This window comes from Caulobacter sp. UNC279MFTsu5.1, assembly GCF_900114015.1.
Lineage (GTDB): Bacteria > Pseudomonadota > Alphaproteobacteria > Caulobacterales > Caulobacteraceae > Caulobacter.
On the sequence record NZ_FORN01000030.1, the window covers coordinates 53,315 to 68,107 of the forward strand.

Annotated in this window: 17 protein-coding genes and 1 riboswitch; of the genes, 12 read left to right on the forward strand and 5 right to left on the reverse strand. The window is 69.9% G+C overall.

The window, feature by feature from the left end; all coding sequences use genetic code 11:
• Window positions 1-49: 49 nt before the first annotated feature.
• Window positions 50-1,099 carry an articulin gene (locus BM066_RS16540; protein ID WP_089929575.1) on the forward strand — a complete coding sequence of 350 codons (1,050 nt, stop codon included), beginning with the start codon at window positions 50-52 and terminating at the stop codon, window positions 1,097-1,099.
• Window positions 1,100-1,213: 114 nt separating this feature from the next.
• Entirely contained in the window at window positions 1,214-1,414 is a 201-nt protein-coding gene (locus BM066_RS16545) for a hypothetical protein (RefSeq protein WP_026176426.1), read from the forward strand.
• A gap of 12 nt (window positions 1,415-1,426) precedes the next feature.
• Here the strand turns inward: BM066_RS16545 and BM066_RS16550 are convergent, their stop codons facing one another.
• Window positions 1,427-2,113 (reverse strand): cysteate racemase, encoded by a 687-nt coding sequence (locus BM066_RS16550; RefSeq protein ID WP_018061297.1) that lies wholly within the window; start codon window positions 2,111-2,113, stop codon window positions 1,427-1,429.
• 151 nt (window positions 2,114-2,264) lie between these two features.
• On the reverse strand, window positions 2,265-3,266 hold the full coding sequence (locus BM066_RS16555) for a D-cysteate sulfo-lyase (protein WP_089929577.1): 1,002 nt from the start codon (window positions 3,264-3,266) through the stop codon (window positions 2,265-2,267).
• A 106-nt stretch (window positions 3,267-3,372) separates the two neighbouring features.
• Here BM066_RS16555 and BM066_RS16560 point away from each other — a divergent pair, with 106 nt between their 5' ends.
• The 3 genes from BM066_RS16560 to BM066_RS16570 are packed head-to-tail and all read left to right on the forward strand — an operon-like array spanning window position 3,373 to window position 5,260.
• Window positions 3,373-3,936, forward strand: a complete 564-nt coding sequence (locus BM066_RS16560; RefSeq protein ID WP_089929579.1) for a tetratricopeptide repeat protein — start codon at window positions 3,373-3,375, stop codon at window positions 3,934-3,936.
• A 54-nt stretch (window positions 3,937-3,990) separates the two neighbouring features.
• On the forward strand, window positions 3,991-4,377 hold the full coding sequence (locus tag BM066_RS16565) for a hypothetical protein (protein ID WP_089929581.1): 387 nt from the start codon (window positions 3,991-3,993) through the stop codon (window positions 4,375-4,377).
• A gap of 34 nt (window positions 4,378-4,411) precedes the next feature.
• On the forward strand, window positions 4,412-5,260 hold the full coding sequence (locus BM066_RS16570; protein ID WP_089929583.1) for a KPN_02809 family neutral zinc metallopeptidase: 849 nt from the start codon (window positions 4,412-4,414) through the stop codon (window positions 5,258-5,260).
• A 13-nt stretch (window positions 5,261-5,273) separates the two neighbouring features.
• Here the strand turns inward: BM066_RS16570 and BM066_RS16575 are convergent, their stop codons facing one another.
• On the reverse strand, window positions 5,274-7,043 hold the full coding sequence (locus BM066_RS16575) for a putative bifunctional diguanylate cyclase/phosphodiesterase (protein WP_177218483.1): 1,770 nt from the start codon (window positions 7,041-7,043) through the stop codon (window positions 5,274-5,276).
• 233 nt (window positions 7,044-7,276) lie between these two features.
• Window positions 7,277-7,383: riboswitch (TPP riboswitch) on the forward strand.
• 72 nt (window positions 7,384-7,455) lie between these two features.
• On the opposite strand from BM066_RS16575, the gene thiC reads away from it, so the two are divergent.
• The 5 genes from thiC to BM066_RS16600 all read left to right on the forward strand — a co-directional run bounded on the left by thiC (window position 7,456) and on the right by BM066_RS16600 (window position 12,193).
• On the forward strand, window positions 7,456-9,294 hold the full coding sequence (gene thiC, locus BM066_RS16580; protein ID WP_089929587.1) for a phosphomethylpyrimidine synthase ThiC: 1,839 nt from the start codon (window positions 7,456-7,458) through the stop codon (window positions 9,292-9,294).
• Window positions 9,295-9,296: 2 nt separating this feature from the next.
• Window positions 9,297-9,809 carry a hypothetical protein gene (locus tag BM066_RS16585; RefSeq protein ID WP_089929589.1) on the forward strand — a complete coding sequence of 171 codons (513 nt, stop codon included), beginning with the start codon at window positions 9,297-9,299 and terminating at the stop codon, window positions 9,807-9,809.
• A 91-nt stretch (window positions 9,810-9,900) separates the two neighbouring features.
• Entirely contained in the window at window positions 9,901-10,833 is a 933-nt protein-coding gene (locus BM066_RS16590) for a tetratricopeptide repeat protein (protein ID WP_143093752.1), read from the forward strand.
• Window positions 10,800-11,762: a hypothetical protein gene (locus BM066_RS16595; RefSeq protein ID WP_089929593.1), complete on the forward strand. Its 963-nt coding sequence runs from the start codon at window positions 10,800-10,802 to the stop codon at window positions 11,760-11,762. The genes BM066_RS16590 and BM066_RS16595 overlap by 34 nt, the downstream gene beginning before the upstream one ends.
• A gap of 77 nt (window positions 11,763-11,839) precedes the next feature.
• Window positions 11,840-12,193: a DUF1428 domain-containing protein gene (locus BM066_RS16600; protein ID WP_089929595.1), complete on the forward strand. Its 354-nt coding sequence runs from the start codon at window positions 11,840-11,842 to the stop codon at window positions 12,191-12,193.
• A gap of 52 nt (window positions 12,194-12,245) precedes the next feature.
• Here the strand turns inward: BM066_RS16600 and BM066_RS16605 are convergent, their stop codons facing one another.
• Window positions 12,246-12,599 (reverse strand): nuclear transport factor 2 family protein, encoded by a 354-nt coding sequence (locus tag BM066_RS16605; RefSeq protein WP_089929597.1) that lies wholly within the window; start codon window positions 12,597-12,599, stop codon window positions 12,246-12,248.
• A gap of 158 nt (window positions 12,600-12,757) precedes the next feature.
• Between BM066_RS16605 and BM066_RS16610 the strand changes: the two genes are divergently transcribed.
• Window positions 12,758-13,555, forward strand: coding sequence for a DUF2461 domain-containing protein (locus BM066_RS16610; RefSeq protein WP_089929599.1), 798 nt, complete (start codon window positions 12,758-12,760; stop codon window positions 13,553-13,555).
• A 71-nt stretch (window positions 13,556-13,626) separates the two neighbouring features.
• On the opposite strand, the gene BM066_RS16615 is transcribed toward BM066_RS16610, so the two are convergent.
• Window positions 13,627-14,190, reverse strand: a complete 564-nt coding sequence (locus BM066_RS16615) for a hypothetical protein (RefSeq protein WP_089929601.1) — start codon at window positions 14,188-14,190, stop codon at window positions 13,627-13,629.
• A 106-nt stretch (window positions 14,191-14,296) separates the two neighbouring features.
• Here BM066_RS16615 and BM066_RS26675 point away from each other — a divergent pair.
• The coding region (locus tag BM066_RS26675; RefSeq protein ID WP_218150917.1) for a hypothetical protein at window positions 14,297-14,793 on the forward strand (497 nt) is incomplete at its 3' end.

Here is a 14,793-nt window from a genome sequence, read left to right on the forward strand (position 1 = left end):
GGGGAACGGTCGGGAGGCGCTGGGCGGCGTAGTCGGAAAGGCGCTTGGAATGAACCCGAAGGCAGTGCTCCTGATCGGAGCGGCGACAATGACGATCGGCGCGGCTGGAGCCGCGACGACCGCCCTGGCGGACGGCTATCCGGCCCGCGTCACCCCCATCGCCAGGTCCAAGCCGGCGGCGAAGCCCGTGGTCAGGACCCGGGTCAGGGTCGTCGAGCGCCCGGTCTATGTCGAAAAGATCGTCAAGCAGCCGGTCTATATCGAGAAGCGCACCGAGGTGCCTGTCGACCGCCCGGTCTACATCGATCGCCCGGTGGACCGCATCGTCGAGAAGCGGGTGGAAGTGCCGGTCGAGCGCATCGTGGAGAAGCGCGTCGAGGTTCCGGTCGTCAAGATCGTCGAGAAGCCCGTCGACCGTCCCGTCTATATCGACCGGCCCGTGGACCGGATCGTGGAGAAGCGGGTCGAGGTTCCGGTGGATCGCCCGGTCTATGTGGATCGTCCGGTGGACCGTGTCATCGAAAAGCGGGTCGAGATTCCGGTCGACCGTCCTGTCTATGTCGATCGCCCCGTGGACCGGATCATCGAAAAGCGCGTGGAAGTGCCAGTCGAGCGGATCGTCCGCGTGCCGGTCTATGTCGAGCACCAGGAGCGGCGGGTCGAACGTCGCGGCTGCGACTGCGACGGCGACTATTACGAACACGGCCGGGTCTACGATCACGCCGAGAGCGGCGTCGAGCGCTCGGAGGAAAGCTACGAGTCCGAGTCCAGCCGCTATAGCGAGGAAGGCCAGGGCTGGAGCTATCAGGGCAGCTACCTGGCCGGCGACGGTTACGCCCAGTCGCTCGGCGGCGTGGGCGGCGGGGGCTATTACGGCTATTCCAGCGCCCGCTACGGGGCCGGCGGCGGCTGGCTGGGCGGCCAGGCCTATGGCCGATCAGGCTATTCGGGGGGCTACGCCGGCGGCTGGTCGGGCGCCAGCGCCGCGTCGAGCGCCCGGGCCAGTTCCAGCGCCAGTTCGTCGACCAGCGTGACGGTGTCGCGCGGCGGACATGGCGGCGGGGCCACGGGCGGTCACGGCGGCTGCTGCGGGCGTTAAACGGCGTCCACGGAGCGAAACTGCGTCATTCTGCATAGTCTGGCCGCCGGAATCGGGCATCATCGTCTGCGGGGGATCACGTGCGGCGTCGGGCCGCCTGGTCAGGAGCAGACCTTGGACTTGATCCTGGTGGTCACCAAACCCTTCGACTGGTGCGTCGAGCGCCGGGGGCAGACCCTGTCGCGCCATTCCAGCCAGGAGGCCGCCTACAAGGCCGCCCTCGACTACGCCAGCGCGCTGTTCGACGAGGGGGTCCGGACCCAGGTGACGATCAAGCCCGAACCGCGCACCTTCGCCGGCGTCTTGCCGGAATAACGATCCGAAGGATCACTCGGAGGCCAAGCACACCTCGACGCACCGCCGCGCCAGGGCCTCCGTCGCGTCTATGAACGGCACGGCCAGGTCGGCCGCGCCCATCACCAGCGGCACCTCGGTGCAGCCGGCCACCACCACCTGGGCGCCCTTGCCGACCAGGCGGTGGGCGAGGGCGGCCATGGTCCGGCGGCTGTCCGGTCCCAGGTCGCCGTGCTTGAGGCGATAGAGCAGGGCCATGAACTCGACCTGCTCGTGGTCGTCCAGGGTGACCGCCTCGATCCCCAGGTGCGAGAAGGTCCGGCGATAGAGGGCCAGGGCGCCGCCGGTGCCCAGCACGCCCACGCGTTCGGCGCCGCCATTCTCGTTCTGGGCGGCCTTGGCCGCCAGGCCCGCCGTCTCGATCAGGTCCACCAGGGGCAGGCCGCTGGCCCGGACCTCGTCGGCGTAGGCGTGGGCGGTGTTGCAGGCGATGGCCAGCACCTGGGCGCCGGCCTCGCGCAGGCCCACGGCCATCTGCGCCAGCACCGGCCCGGCCGCGTCGTAGCTGTCGTTGCGGTCGGGAACCTTGGGATTGATGTCGACCAGCACCCGCAGGTGGTCCTGCTCGCGGCTGACCGGGGTGGCGGCCTGCAGCTTGGCCAGGAAGTCCAGGGTGGCGGCGGGACCCATGCCGCCGAGGACGCCGAGGGTTTTGGACATGGTTCTCTTATCCCTCAAACTCGGTTGTCATCCCGGGCGTAGCGCAGCGGAGACCCGGGACCGACGCCTGAGCGCCGCGTTTCATGGCGGTCCCGGATCGGCGCGCTTCGCGCTTGTCCGGGATGACACCGTTCTGGTGCGTCAGCCTTGTCTAAACAAGCGCCCCTTCCAATTCGCTCTGATAGCCGAACAGTCCCTGCGCTCCGCCGGTGTGCAGGAACACCACCCGCTCGCCCGCGAACGCGCCCTTGCGGGCCTGGTCGATCAGGCCCTTCATCGCCTTGCCCGAATAGACCGGGTCCAGCAGCAGGCCCTCGGTGCGGGCCGCCAGGGTCAGGGCGTCGATCACGCCCTGGTCGACCAGGCCGTAGCCCGCGCCGACATAGTCGCAGTCGGCCACCACCGCCTCGCGCTTCACGCGGCCGGCCGCGCCGATCGTCCCGGCGGTGGCGACCGCCAGGTTGAAGACGGTCTCCTCCTGTTTGGCCTTGGGCGCGCGGACGCCGAAACCGAGAATGGGGATGTCGACGCTGAGCGCCGCGAAGCCGGCCACCAGACCCGCATGGGTGCCGGCGCTGCCGGTGGCGGTGACCAGGCGGTCGATCTTCAGGTCCATCTGGTCGGCCTGCACGACCAGTTCGCGGGCGCAGTCGACATAGCCCAGGGCCCCGACCGTGTTCGAGCCGCCGCCCGGAATGAGATAGGGCTTGCCGCCCCGCTGGCGCACCGCCGCCGCCGAGGCCTCCAGCTCGGCGGCCATGTCGGTCCCGCCAGGCACGAAGCGGATCGAAGCGCCCATCAGCCGGTCCAGCAGGACATTGCCGTTGCCGACATAGTCGCTGGCCCTCGAGCCCGTGCGCTCCTCCAGGATGATCTCGCTCTTCAGGCCGAAGCGCGCGCCGGCCGCGATGGTCTGGCGCACGTGGTTGGACTGCACCGCGCCCTGGGTGACCAGGGTGTCGGCGCCCTGGGCCAGGGCCTCGCCCAGCAGGAACTCCAGCTTGCGGGTCTTGTTGCCGCCGCCGGCCAGGCCGGTGCAGTCGTCGCGCTTGACCCACAGGTCGATCCCCAGCGCGGCGCCCAGGCGGGGCAGGGGCTCCAGCGGGGTCGGCAGGTGGGCGAAGCGGGCGCGGGGGAAGCGGGCCAGGTGCATGGGCGTCCTTCGTGGCGGAGGGCGGGCGTCGGCCGATTCCCTACAGGCTCGGGCGGGCGCGTGCTATGCTCCCGATCGGAAAAGCACGACCCGGCGGGAGGCGGTCATGGCTTCGATCACGGGCCTTCGATGGGCGGCCGGCCTCTTGGCGGCCCTGCTGTGCGCGGCGCCGGCGGGCGCCTCGACCCTGGTGATCGGCGGCGGCGCGGCCAAGGAATGCGCCGACGCCGCGATCGGCGGCCGCTCGGACAACGCCTCGGTGACCAAGTGCACCCTGGCCCTGGAGACCGAGATCCTCGGCTTCCGCGATCTGGCCCGCACCTATGTCAACCGCGGCGTGCTGCATATGCGCCAGCGCGATTTCGCCGGCGCGGTCAGCGACTTCGACGCCGCCTCGAAGATCGACCCCAACCTGGGCGAGGCCTATGTCAATCGCGGCGCGGCCTATGTGGGGTCCAGCCGCTATGGCGAGGGGTTGGTCGAGATCGACCAGGGCCTGGCCCTGGGCGTCAAGGATCCGCAGAAGGCCTATTTCAACCGCGCCATCGCCCACGAGAACCTGGGCGACGTGACGGCGGCCTATCGCGACTACACCAAGGCCGCCGAGCTGGATCCCGATTGGGACGCGCCCAAAAAGGAACTCACGCGTTTCACCGTCAGGCGGCCCTGAACACGACGCATTGCAGGCGTTATATCTAGAGTCCTGAATCGGAGGCCTGACGGCATGAAGGCGATCGGCGCGATGATCCTGGCGGCGGGCCTGAGCGTGGCTTTGGGCGGGTCCGCCTTCGCCCAGGCGGACCTGCGAGCCCTGCGCAAGCGCGACGAGATCCTCCAGCAGCAGGACATCGCCCGCCAGAACGCCCTGGCCGCCCAGCGCGAGCGATCGGCCGCCGAGAGCCGCTATGCGGCCCAATCGGCCCTGCGGACGCTGGAGGCGTCGGCGACGCCGCCGGCCCATCCCGCGTTGCGGCCGGCCCTTTCGCCCACCCCGCCGCGTGGGACCAGCGCCGAGGCCATGGCCGCCGACATCGCGCGGATGGACCGCCTGACCGACCAGGCCCTGGCCGCCAGCAACGCGCGCCTGCGGGCCATCAAGCCGGCGTCGTGACGCCTTCGACCAAAGCCGCAAGGAGACCGATCGCATGGAATGGGGAGGGGGACGCCGCGAAGGCAATATCGAGGACCGCCGCGGCCTGGGCCCGGTGGGCGTCGCCGGCGGCGGGATCGGCGCGGTGGTGCTGGCGGTGATCGGCTATTTCGTGTTCGGCGTTCCGCCCGAGACCACGATGAACGCCGTCAACGGCGCCCAGCAGCCCGCCGTCCAGGAAGGCGCGCGCGGCCAGGTCAGCGACCGCGAAGGCCAGTTCGTCGACGTGATCGAAACCTCCAACACCGACGTCTGGGGCTCGCTGCTGGCCAAGCACGGCGTGAACTATCGCCCGCCCGCGGCGGTGGTGCTCTACGACCAGGCCACAGGCACCGGCTGCGGCACGGGCCAGTCGGCCATGGGGCCGTTCTATTGCCCGGCCGACCACAAGGTCTATCTGGACCTCAGCTTCTGGAACGAGCTCGAGACCCGGTTCGGGGCGAAGGGCGAGTTCGCCCGGGCCTATGTGATCAGCCACGAGATCGGCCACCACATCCAGAGCCTGACCGGCGCCTCGGACGAGGCCCGGCGGCTGGGCGCGCGCGGCGCCCAGAGCGGCTCGGTGCGGCTGGAGCTGCAGGCCGACTGCTACGCCGGCGTTTGGGCCCGCCACGCGCCCGAGGCCTCGGGCGGCGGCATCCAGATCTCCCGGGCCGACATCGAGGACGGCCTGGGCGCGGCCGCGGCGGTCGGCGACGACGCGATCCAGGAGCAGGCCCAGGGCCGGGTGATGCCCGACAGCTTCACCCACGGCACGAGCGCCCAGCGCATGCGCTGGTTCGGCAAGGGCTACGACGCCGGCGACCCCGGCGCCTGCGACACCTTCGAGGCGCGGACGCTGTAGGGCGCGGTCCCTCCTACGCCCGTCTCTTCGGCTCGGCGAACAGGGCGGAGATCTCGTCCGCCGGCCCGGCGCGGCCGAGCAGGTAGCCTTGCGCCGTGTCGCAGCCCCCCTCGCGCAACTGGGCCAGCTGGTCGGCGGTTTCGACGCCCTCGGCCGTGGTGACGAAGCCCAGGCCGACGCCCAGATCGGTCACCGCCTTGATGATGGCGGCGCAGGGGCCGGGCTGCGACAGGCCGGCGATGAACGACGGATCGATCTTGACCTTGTCGAACGAAAACAGCCGCAGGCAGTCGAGCGACGAGTAGCCGGCCCCGAAATCGTCCATGGCGATGCGCACGCCCAGGCCGCGCAGCTGGTGCAAGGTCGCCAGGGCCCGCTCGCCGTCGCCGCGCAGCACCGACTCGCTGATCTCCAGCTCCAGGCGCGCCGGCGTCAGGCCCGAGGCGACCAGGGCGCCGGCCACGGTGTCGAGCAGGGTCCGGCTCCGAAACGCCGCCGGCGACAGGTTGACCGCCACCCGCATCGGCTCGGACCAGCCGGACGCGTCCGCGCAGGCCCGCCCGATCGCCCATTCGTCCAGGCCGGCGATCAGGCCGGTTTCCTCGGCCAGGGCGACGAAATCGGCGGCGGGGACCATGCCGTGGCCCGGGCGGTTCCAGCGCAGAAGGGCTTCGAACCCGACGATCGCCCCGGTCCGCGTCTCGACCTCCGGCTGGTAGTGCAGTTCGAACCGTTCGGCCCGGACCGCCTCGCGAAGATCCTGCTCGAGCTCGCGGCGCGCCGCGGCCAGGGCGTCCATCCCCGGCTCGAAGAAGCGGGCGGTCCCGCGGCCGTCGGCCTTGGCGCGGTAGAGGGCGAGGTCGGCGTTGGCCAACAGGGTCTCGGCTTGGTCGCCGTCCTCCGGCGCCATGGCCAGGCCGACGCTGGCCCCGATCGCGATGCGGTGGCCCTGGATCTCGAAGGTCGCGCCGACCGCGTCGATCAGCCGCCGGGCCAGGTCCTCGGCCTGCCTGCGCCCCTGGATGTCGGGCAGGAGCACGACGAACTCGTCGCCGCCCAGGCGGGCCACGGTGTCGCTTTCCCGCACGCAGGCCGACAGCCGCCCGGCCACGGCGCGCAGCAGGTCGTCGCCGATCGGATGGCCCAGGGTGTCGTTGACCTCCTTGAAATGGTCCAGGTCCACGCACAGCACCGACAGCGGGGCCTGCCGCCCGGGGCGGGCCAGCGCCCGGTCGAGCCGCTCGCGCAGCAGGACGCGGTTGGGCAGGGCGGTCAGCGGATCGTGGCGCGCCAGGTGCCGGTCGGCGGCGGCGGCCAGGATCTCGGTGACGTCCTCGTGGCTGGCGACATAGCCGCCCCCGGCCATCGGGTTGTGGGTGATCTGGATGGTCCGGCCGTCCTCGAGCGGGACGTGGCGGTTGATCAGGTCGCCGCCCCGGAGCGCGGATTCGACGGGGATGTCGCGGTATTCCACCCAGTCGACCGGAGCGGAGCCGGTGGCGGCCCGATGGTCCAGGATGTCCTGCAGCGGGGTGCCGGGGCGGGTCAGGCGCTCGGGCAGGGCGTACAGCCGCCGATAGGCGGCGTTGCACAGGATCAGGCGCGTCTCGGCGTCGAACATGCACAGGCCATGGGGCATGTGGTTCAGCGCGGCGTCGAACCGCCGGTTCTGTTCGGCCAGGGCCAGCTCGGCGGCGGCCTGGCTGATCCGGTCCTGGGCGCGCCGGAAGTCCTTCGGCGTCGAAACGGGACGCGGCTTGGCCGGACCCCCGTGGTTCCCCACGGGGGCCGCCGGCGCCGATCCCGCGCCCGATCCGAGGTCATTCGGCCTCGGTTCCCCCATCTTTCGCGTCCTCTCAAGGTTTCCTGGTTGTCGAGCTTTGATGTTTTGTATCAACGACCTGTTAGCGGGAGCCGAACGCCGGTGCGGCGTAACAACGCATGGCGAAGCTTTGGGCCTCCACCTGGCCGGTTTCACGGCCGCCCTTGACCCGCGCGTCAGTCGGCCTAGTGTCCCCTCGTTCACCGGGGGGCCGCTTCGCGCGGCTGAGATTGGGCTCCGGCCCTGACCCGTAGAACCTGATCCGGGTCATGCCGGCGAAGGGAGGGAACGCGGACGCGGCCTTGAAAACCCGTCCGTAGACCGACTTAGCGCGACACGTCCGGGTCTCCTTGAAGCTTGAGGAGCGCCCGAAATGAACGTTCAACTGCCGATCAAAGACGCCATCGGCGCCATCCCGACCGGGGAGCGCCCCGGTTCGCGCAAGGTCTACCAGGCCGGCTCGCTGTTCCCCGACATCCGGGTGCCGTTCCGCGAGGTCGAGGTCCATCCCAGCGCCAACGAGCCGCCGGTCACCATCTACGACCCGTCGGGCCCCTATACCGACCCGCACGCCAAGATCGACATCGAGCAGGGCCTGCACCGCGTGCGCGAACCGTGGATCGTCGCCCGCGGCGACGTCGAGCCGGTGCTCAATCCGCGCGAGGTCAAGCCCGAGGACAACGGCTTCGCCCAGGGCAAGCACCTGGCCCCGCAGTTCACCGCCAAGCGCCCGATCTTTAAGGGAAGCCATGGCAAGCTGGTCACCCAGCTGGAATACGCCCGGGCCGGGATCATCACCGCCGAGATGGAATATGTCGCCATCCGCGAGAACCTGCGCCGCGAGCAGAACGCCCCGTGCGTGCGCGACGGCGAGGATTTCGGCGCCAGCATCCCCGACTTCGTGACCCCGGAGTTCGTGCGCCAGGAAGTGGCCCGCGGCCGGGCCATCATTCCGGCCAACATCAACCACGGCGAGCTGGAGCCGATGGCGATCGGCCGCAACTTCCTGGTCAAGATCAACGCCAACATCGGCAATTCGGCGGTGCTCTCCACCGTCGCCGACGAGGTCGACAAGCTGGTCTGGGCCACCCGCTGGGGCGCCGACACGGTCATGGACCTGTCGACCGGCCGCAACATCCACAACATCCGCGACTGGATCATCCGCAACAGCCCGGTGCCGATCGGCACCGTGCCGATCTACCAGGCGCTGGAGAAGGTCAACGGCGTGGCCGAGGACCTGACCTGGGAGGTCTTCCGCGACACCCTGATCGAACAGGCCGAGCAGGGGGTGGACTATTTCACCATCCACGCCGGCGTCAGACTTCCCTTTATTCCGCTGACCGCCAAGCGGGTCACCGGCATCGTCTCGCGCGGCGGCTCGATCATGGCCAAGTGGTGCCTGGCCCACCACAAGGAGAACTTCCTCTACGAGCGGTTCGAAGAGATCTGCGAGATCATGCGCGCCTACGACGTGTCGTTCTCGCTGGGCGACGGCCTGCGGCCGGGTTCGACCGCCGACGCCAACGACGAGGCCCAGTTCGCCGAGCTGCGCACCCTGGGCGAGCTGACCAAGGTGGCCTGGAAGCACGGCGTGCAGGTGATGATCGAAGGGCCGGGCCACGTGGCCATGCACAAGATCAAGGCCAACATGGACGAGCAGCTCAAGCACTGCCACGAGGCCCCGTTCTACACGCTGGGCCCGTTGACCACCGACATCGCCCCTGGCTACGACCACATCACCTCGGCGATCGGCGCGGCGATGATCGGTTGGTTCGGCACGGCCATGCTCTGCTACGTGACGCCCAAGGAGCACCTGGGCCTGCCCGACCGCGACGACGTCAAGACCGGCGTCATCACCTACAAGCTGGCCGCCCACGCCGCCGACCTCGCCAAGGGCCACCCCGGCGCGGCCATGTGGGATGACGCCATCAGCCGGGCGCGGTTCGAGTTCCGCTGGGAGGACCAGTTCAACCTGGGCCTCGACCCCGAGACCGCCCGGGCCTTCCACGACGAGACCCTGCCCAAGGAGGCGCACAAGACCGCGCACTTCTGCTCGATGTGCGGCCCCAAGTTCTGCTCGATGAAGATCAGCCAGGAAGTCCGCGAGTTCGCGGCCGGCATGGCCCCCAACTCGATCGAGCAGGGGATGGCCGAGATGAGCGACAAGTTCCGCGAGCGGGGGTCGGAGATCTATCTGAAGACGGAAGGCTAGCCATGCTGGCCCTGCTCCTGGCGGTGGCGGCGCAAGCCGCCCCGCCGGCCGTCGCCGCCGATCCGCTGGCCCCGGCGCGGATCGGCGACCTGCAGTGCTATGGTCCCGATCCGGTCCGCAAGACCTGCCGCGCCATGGGCGGCTACAGCTTCGGGGCGGACGGCGAGATCCTGAACAAGGCCGAGGTGCTGTTGCAGAACGCGCCGCCGGTGACGATGACGACGGTCGCGCCGGTGACGGTCAGGGACGGGGCGGTCTGCGGGCCGCTGTCCGGCGTCGACAAGGCCCAGATCGCGGTTCGCGGTCATCGGCTGCCGGAGCCGGAGGCCGCGCCGATCCGGGCCCAGTTGCAGGAGTCGATGGCGACGGTGCTGGGCAAGGAGGTCTGCACCACCTACCGGCGCAGCGGCGACTGGTGGATCGCCGAGGTCACGATGGACGGCGTGGCCCGGCCCGACATGCAGGACACCGTGCTGTGGGTGCCGGCCTCGGCGGGCTACACGGTTCAACCCTGACGGCGCGTCTGCCTAGATTGAGTCGACCGAAGCGGAGGCTTGACCTCGGACGGGCCCCGTCGAGACTGGACGATTATCGAGGGAGGGTTGCGTGGCTCGTTTTGAAGGCGCCCTGGCGGCGGCGGCTCTGATGGCGCTGGCGATGGGCGGCGTCGCCCGCGCCGACGGGGGAGGCGGCGGCGGAAGCTCCATGGGAGGCATGCCCAGCGTCTCGACCCCCAGCTACGACGTGGCCGCCGAATACGCCAAGGGCGTCGAGGCCATGCGCGGGCAGGACTACAAGGGCGCCGAAAGGGCCTTCGGCCATGTCCTGTCGGTCGTGCCCCGGAACGCCGAGGTGCTGTTGATGATGGGCTCGGCCCAGACCGAGCAGGGCGACCTGAAGGCCGGGCGGCGCTCGTTCGAGAAGGCGCTGAAGGTGGACCCTGACAGCGTGGCCGGCCACCGCGCCCTCGGCGTGGTTCTGGCGCGGCAGAAGGAGACCGACAAGGCCAAGGTCCAGCTCGACCTGCTCAAGGCCAAGGCCGCGACCTGCGGCTCGGCCTGTCCCCAGGCGGCCGAGCTGAAGGGCGCCGTCGAGGCGGTCGAGGCGGCCCTGGCGGCCACGGCCCCCGCCGCGTTCCAGGACGTCGCGCCGCCCGCGCCCGACGCCGCCCAGGGCGATCGGTCCTATCTGGCCGCCGTGGGCCTGATCAACAACCGGCGCTATCCCGAGGCGCTGCAGGCGCTGCGATCGGCCGAGACGGCGTTCGGGCCGCATCCCGACGTCCTGACCTATATCGGCTACACCTATCGCAAGATGGGCGCCTACGACTGGGCCGAGACCTATTACCGCCAGGCCCTGGCCGTCGATCCCGACCATCGCGGGGCCACCGAATACTATGGCGAGCTGAAGGTCGAGCGCGGCGACATCGCCGGGGCGCGGCGCATGCTGGCCAAGCTTGACGACATCTGCGGCTTCGGTTGTCCGCAAGCGGAGGATTTGCGGCGATGGATCGACCTGGGCCACGAGCCGCCGCGCTAGGGCTCGTCCTGGCCGGGGCGGCGGTCGTCGGGGCTTTCGCGACGACCGGAACGCCGCTTCGGGCCCTGCGCTGGCTGTCGCCGGAGGCCGACCCCGTCCAGGTCCTGGGCTCGGCGCCCACCGAGTGCCTGTCGCCCGCGCCCGACGCCGAGACCGCCTATCGGATCGAGGTCGGCCGCGCCGCCTTCCGCTCGCCGCTGCTGCTGGGCGGCCAGGCGGCGCGGGCGGGCCTGGCCTGCGAGTCCTGCCACCGGGAAGGACGCTCCAATCCCGACTTCCAGTTTCCCGGCGTCTCGGGCCGGCCAGGGACGGCCGACGTGACCTCGTCGCTGTTCAGCAGCCGTCGCGGCGACGGGATCGACAATCCCAAGCCCATCCCCGACCTCAGCGGTCCGCCCGCCGCCCTGAAGGTGTCGCGGGCCCCGGAGGGCCGGGCGCTGGAAGGCTTCGTCCACGGGCTGGTCGTCGACGAGTTCGACGGCGCCGAGCCGCCGCCCGCCGTGCTGGACGGCCTGGCGACCTATGTCCGCGCCCTGTCGCCCGCCGCCTGTCCGGCCCAGGGCCGTCGGCCGCTGCGCGCCGCCGACCTGATCGAGGACGCCCGTCGGGCGGCGCGCGCCGGGCTGGCGGCTCAGGCCCGCGGCGACACCGCCACGGCCGTGGTCATGGTCCAGGCGGCGCGGAGCCGGCTGGGCCTGGTGTTCGAGCGCTATGACGGGCCGGACCTGGCCAAGCCGCGCGCCGACCTGCTGGCCGCCGATCGCGGCCTGGCGGACGTCCTGGTTCGGCTGCGCGACCGCGATCCCGCCGCGCCGGTCCGGCTGCGCGCCTGGCTGGACCGGTCGGACGCCTGGTCGCGCGGCCTGCTGGCCGCCGAGCCCCGCTCGCTGTTCGACCCGCGCCGCCTGGCCGCCTTGTCGCGCGGCTAGGTGAAAAAACCTCGCCCGCCGATGTCGCGATCCGGGACGGTCGTTCGTTCTAGGGGCGTAACCCAAAGGAGGACGCCATGTCCTATGTCGATGGTTTCGTGATCGCCGTGCCCAAGGACAAGATCGACGACTACAAGGCGATGGCCCGGCGAGGGGGCGATGTGTGGATGGAATACGGCGCGCTGTCCTACGTCGAATGCCTGGCCGACGACGTGCCCTATGGCGAGTTGACCTCGTTCCCGCGCGCCGTCCAGGCCAAGGACGACGAGACCGTGGTGTTCTCGTGGGTCGTCTACAAGGACAAGGCCTCGCGCGACGAGATCATGGCCAAGGTCATGGCCGACCCGCGCCTGAAGCAGGACATGAAGGACATGCCGTTCGACGGCAAACGCATGATCTTCGGCGGGTTCGCGCCGTTCCTGGAGCTGTAGGGCGTCGTCCCGAAGCCCTCTCCCGGCGGGAGAGGGCGCCTTGGACCTCAATTCAATAAAAGAACCGCTCCTCGGCGATCTTGCCGTCGCGGATCGTGTAGAGGCCGACCTCGTCCAGGGTGGTGCGCTCGCCGGTGGCCTTGGGCGTCACCTCCATCTTGAAGCCGACCACGAACTGGTCGCCGTTGACGAACGGGCCGGTGATCGTGAAGCCGTGGACCTCGTTGTTGGCGGCCCACCATTCGCCCTTGCCGCGCACGGCGGCCTTGCCGGCGATGCGGGCCATGTCGCCGGGCATGGCCTCGATGCTGACCACGTCGTCGGCCCAGTACTTTTCGCCGGCCTCGTCGAACTTGCCGGCCTTGCAGAGGGCCACCAGGTCGGCGGCGATGTCTTGGATGCTCATGTCGGGCTCCTTGGGGTTGGGGGTGGGCGGCGCGGACCGTCCACCGCCCGGAGCGTCCGCGCAAGGCTGTTTGTTCTCCATAGGTTCCGATTTGGCGCGGTTGCTGACAGGGGGTGTCAGCAGGGACAGGCGTCGGTCTTCTGGTCTAGCCTCCGGCCATGACTCGCACGTCCTTCCCCGGCTTCGCCGCCGCCGACCTGGCCTTCCTGACCGGCCTGGCCGCCCACAACGACCGCGAATGGTTCACGGCCAACCGCGCCGTCTATGACGACCGCCTGAAGCCGGCCCTGGCGGCCCTGATCGACGCCCTGAACGCCGCCTTCGCGGCGCGCGACCTGCCGCTGGCCGGCGATCCGAAGAAGAGCGTGTTCCGCATCCATCGCGACGTGCGGTTCTCCAAGGACAAGCGGCCGTACAAGACCCACGTCTCGGCCACGCTGACGCGTGACGGCCAGAAGCTGTCGCCGGGGCTGGTCTATGTGCACATCGAGCCGGAGGGCGGTCCGGCGCCGGCCTTCGACCCCGAGACCATCGACCCGCTGGACCCCTCGACCCTGCCGTCGGCCCAGGCGGCCGAGGCGGGCTATTACGGGCACGGGCCGTTCGCGGCGGCGGGCTTCTACCTGACCGAGCGGCCGCACATCGACGCCTTCCGCCGGGCGATCGTCGCCGATCCCAAGGGCTGGACGGCGGTGGAGAAGGCCCTGACCGCCAAGGGGCTGGTCCTGGAACCGGGCGAGCCGACCCGGCGCATGCCCAAGGGCTTCGAGGACCAGGCCGGCGGCCCGCTGGAAGCGGCCCTGAAGCGCACGCGCTGGCTGCTGCGCCGCCCGCTGACCGGGGCCGAGATCGGCGGGGAAGGGCTGGCGGAGGTGATCGCCGACTTCGCGGCCGACGCGCGGCCGTTGCTGACGTTCGGGTGGAAGGCGCTGCACGGGGTGAAGATCGAGCGGTGACTCGTGCTTCGCCAGGGCGGCGACTTTCGCTTTCGCCCCGTTGCGGACATCGCGACGCGCGAAGCGCGCGCTCAGCGGCGGGTGTCGACGGCGATCCAGTTCACTTCCCAATTGACCCCACCGTCATTGGAAAACGCTTGCTCAAAGCGAGCAGAATTGGCGGTCACGTCAGAGATGATGAAACGCACCAGGATGGCCCGGCCGCCGAAGGAGTCCTGTCCGTAGAATACGCCACGACCATCTTTGAACTCGCCATACACCGGCCGAGTCAGCACCCCGCCGCCGGCGAAGTTAAGGCTCCACTGCCGGGCGTCCGGGTCGTACAGCCGCAAGGACAGGCCCTCGATCCGTCCAGCCGGTCCTTCGACCTTCAGTTCGACCAGATTGGCGCTGCCGCCCAGCACAGGGCGCACGACAGTCACGCCCTCATACTTGACCCAGGTGTTTGAACCACTCAGAGGGCGCTGGAGACGAGACAGGCGTGTCGTCCATTCACCGACCTCCCAGTCGAAGTCGCGCTGACCGTCCCGACTCTCAGCGACGGTGGCGGGGGACTGCTGCGCGGCGGCGGCCAGCGGCAGACCGCCGATCAAAAACGTCGCCGCTGCGATGGCGGCCCTCAAACCGTGAATCACGCCGCCCTCCAAACGCCCCTGCTATGAACGGCAATAGAGCGTATGTGGGCGACGGAGTCTCGACACTGGTGCAAGGACTGTTTTCCACCCCTCGCTGACGTTTCCAATGTCCGCCCTGGGCGGCCAGGCCGAAGGTCAGCGTTTAGCGCCTTCGCCAATCTCCGGAACCGACCCGTTGCGGACTTCCAACCAGTCGGCGATGCTACGCGATGTTCCGGAGGCGCAGTTGAATAGACGTCAATTTGCGGTGGCAGGGCTTGCCACGATGCTGGCAGCCTATTTGGGGGTTGCTGCTCTACAGCTTGGCTATCTCGCGCTCGGCTATACCATTCGATTTCGATCCGAGTTGGGGATCGGGGTGCAGCACGTCAGTTTCCCAGGTTGGCGATCGACGATCTCGATGGCGTTAGCGGCAACTGCGTCGCTTACGGTCATCCTCAGGCTTAGGGGCATCGGAACTAGCGTTTGGCTGGCGTGGGTTACCCTCACCTGTGCGTTGGTGACGGGCGGCTACGACGTTTACAGGTGGGGAACTATGGGTTCGCCCACCCGACCCGAGGCTATTGGGCTGCTGCTCGGAATTGCGCTGCTGGCCGCAAATTG

Coding starts and splice junctions, on each gene's coding strand:
- BM066_RS16540 (WP_089929575.1), top strand. CDS start 50: ATGAACCCGAAGGCAGTGCTCCTGATCGGAGCGGCGACAATGACGATC.
- BM066_RS16550 (WP_018061297.1), bottom strand. CDS start 2,113: ATGTCCAAAACCCTCGGCGTCCTCGGCGGCATGGGTCCCGCCGCCACC.
- BM066_RS16555 (WP_089929577.1), bottom strand. CDS start 3,266: ATGCACCTGGCCCGCTTCCCCCGCGCCCGCTTCGCCCACCTGCCGACC.
- BM066_RS16560 (WP_089929579.1), top strand. CDS start 3,373: ATGGCTTCGATCACGGGCCTTCGATGGGCGGCCGGCCTCTTGGCGGCC.
- BM066_RS16565 (WP_089929581.1), top strand. CDS start 3,991: ATGAAGGCGATCGGCGCGATGATCCTGGCGGCGGGCCTGAGCGTGGCT.
- BM066_RS16570 (WP_089929583.1), top strand. CDS start 4,412: ATGGAATGGGGAGGGGGACGCCGCGAAGGCAATATCGAGGACCGCCGC.
- thiC (WP_089929587.1), top strand. CDS start 7,456: ATGAACGTTCAACTGCCGATCAAAGACGCCATCGGCGCCATCCCGACC.
- BM066_RS16585 (WP_089929589.1), top strand. CDS start 9,297: ATGCTGGCCCTGCTCCTGGCGGTGGCGGCGCAAGCCGCCCCGCCGGCC.
- BM066_RS16595 (WP_089929593.1), top strand. CDS start 10,800: ATGGATCGACCTGGGCCACGAGCCGCCGCGCTAGGGCTCGTCCTGGCC.
- BM066_RS16600 (WP_089929595.1), top strand. CDS start 11,840: ATGTCCTATGTCGATGGTTTCGTGATCGCCGTGCCCAAGGACAAGATC.
- BM066_RS16605 (WP_089929597.1), bottom strand. CDS start 12,599: ATGAGCATCCAAGACATCGCCGCCGACCTGGTGGCCCTCTGCAAGGCC.
- BM066_RS16610 (WP_089929599.1), top strand. CDS start 12,758: ATGACTCGCACGTCCTTCCCCGGCTTCGCCGCCGCCGACCTGGCCTTC.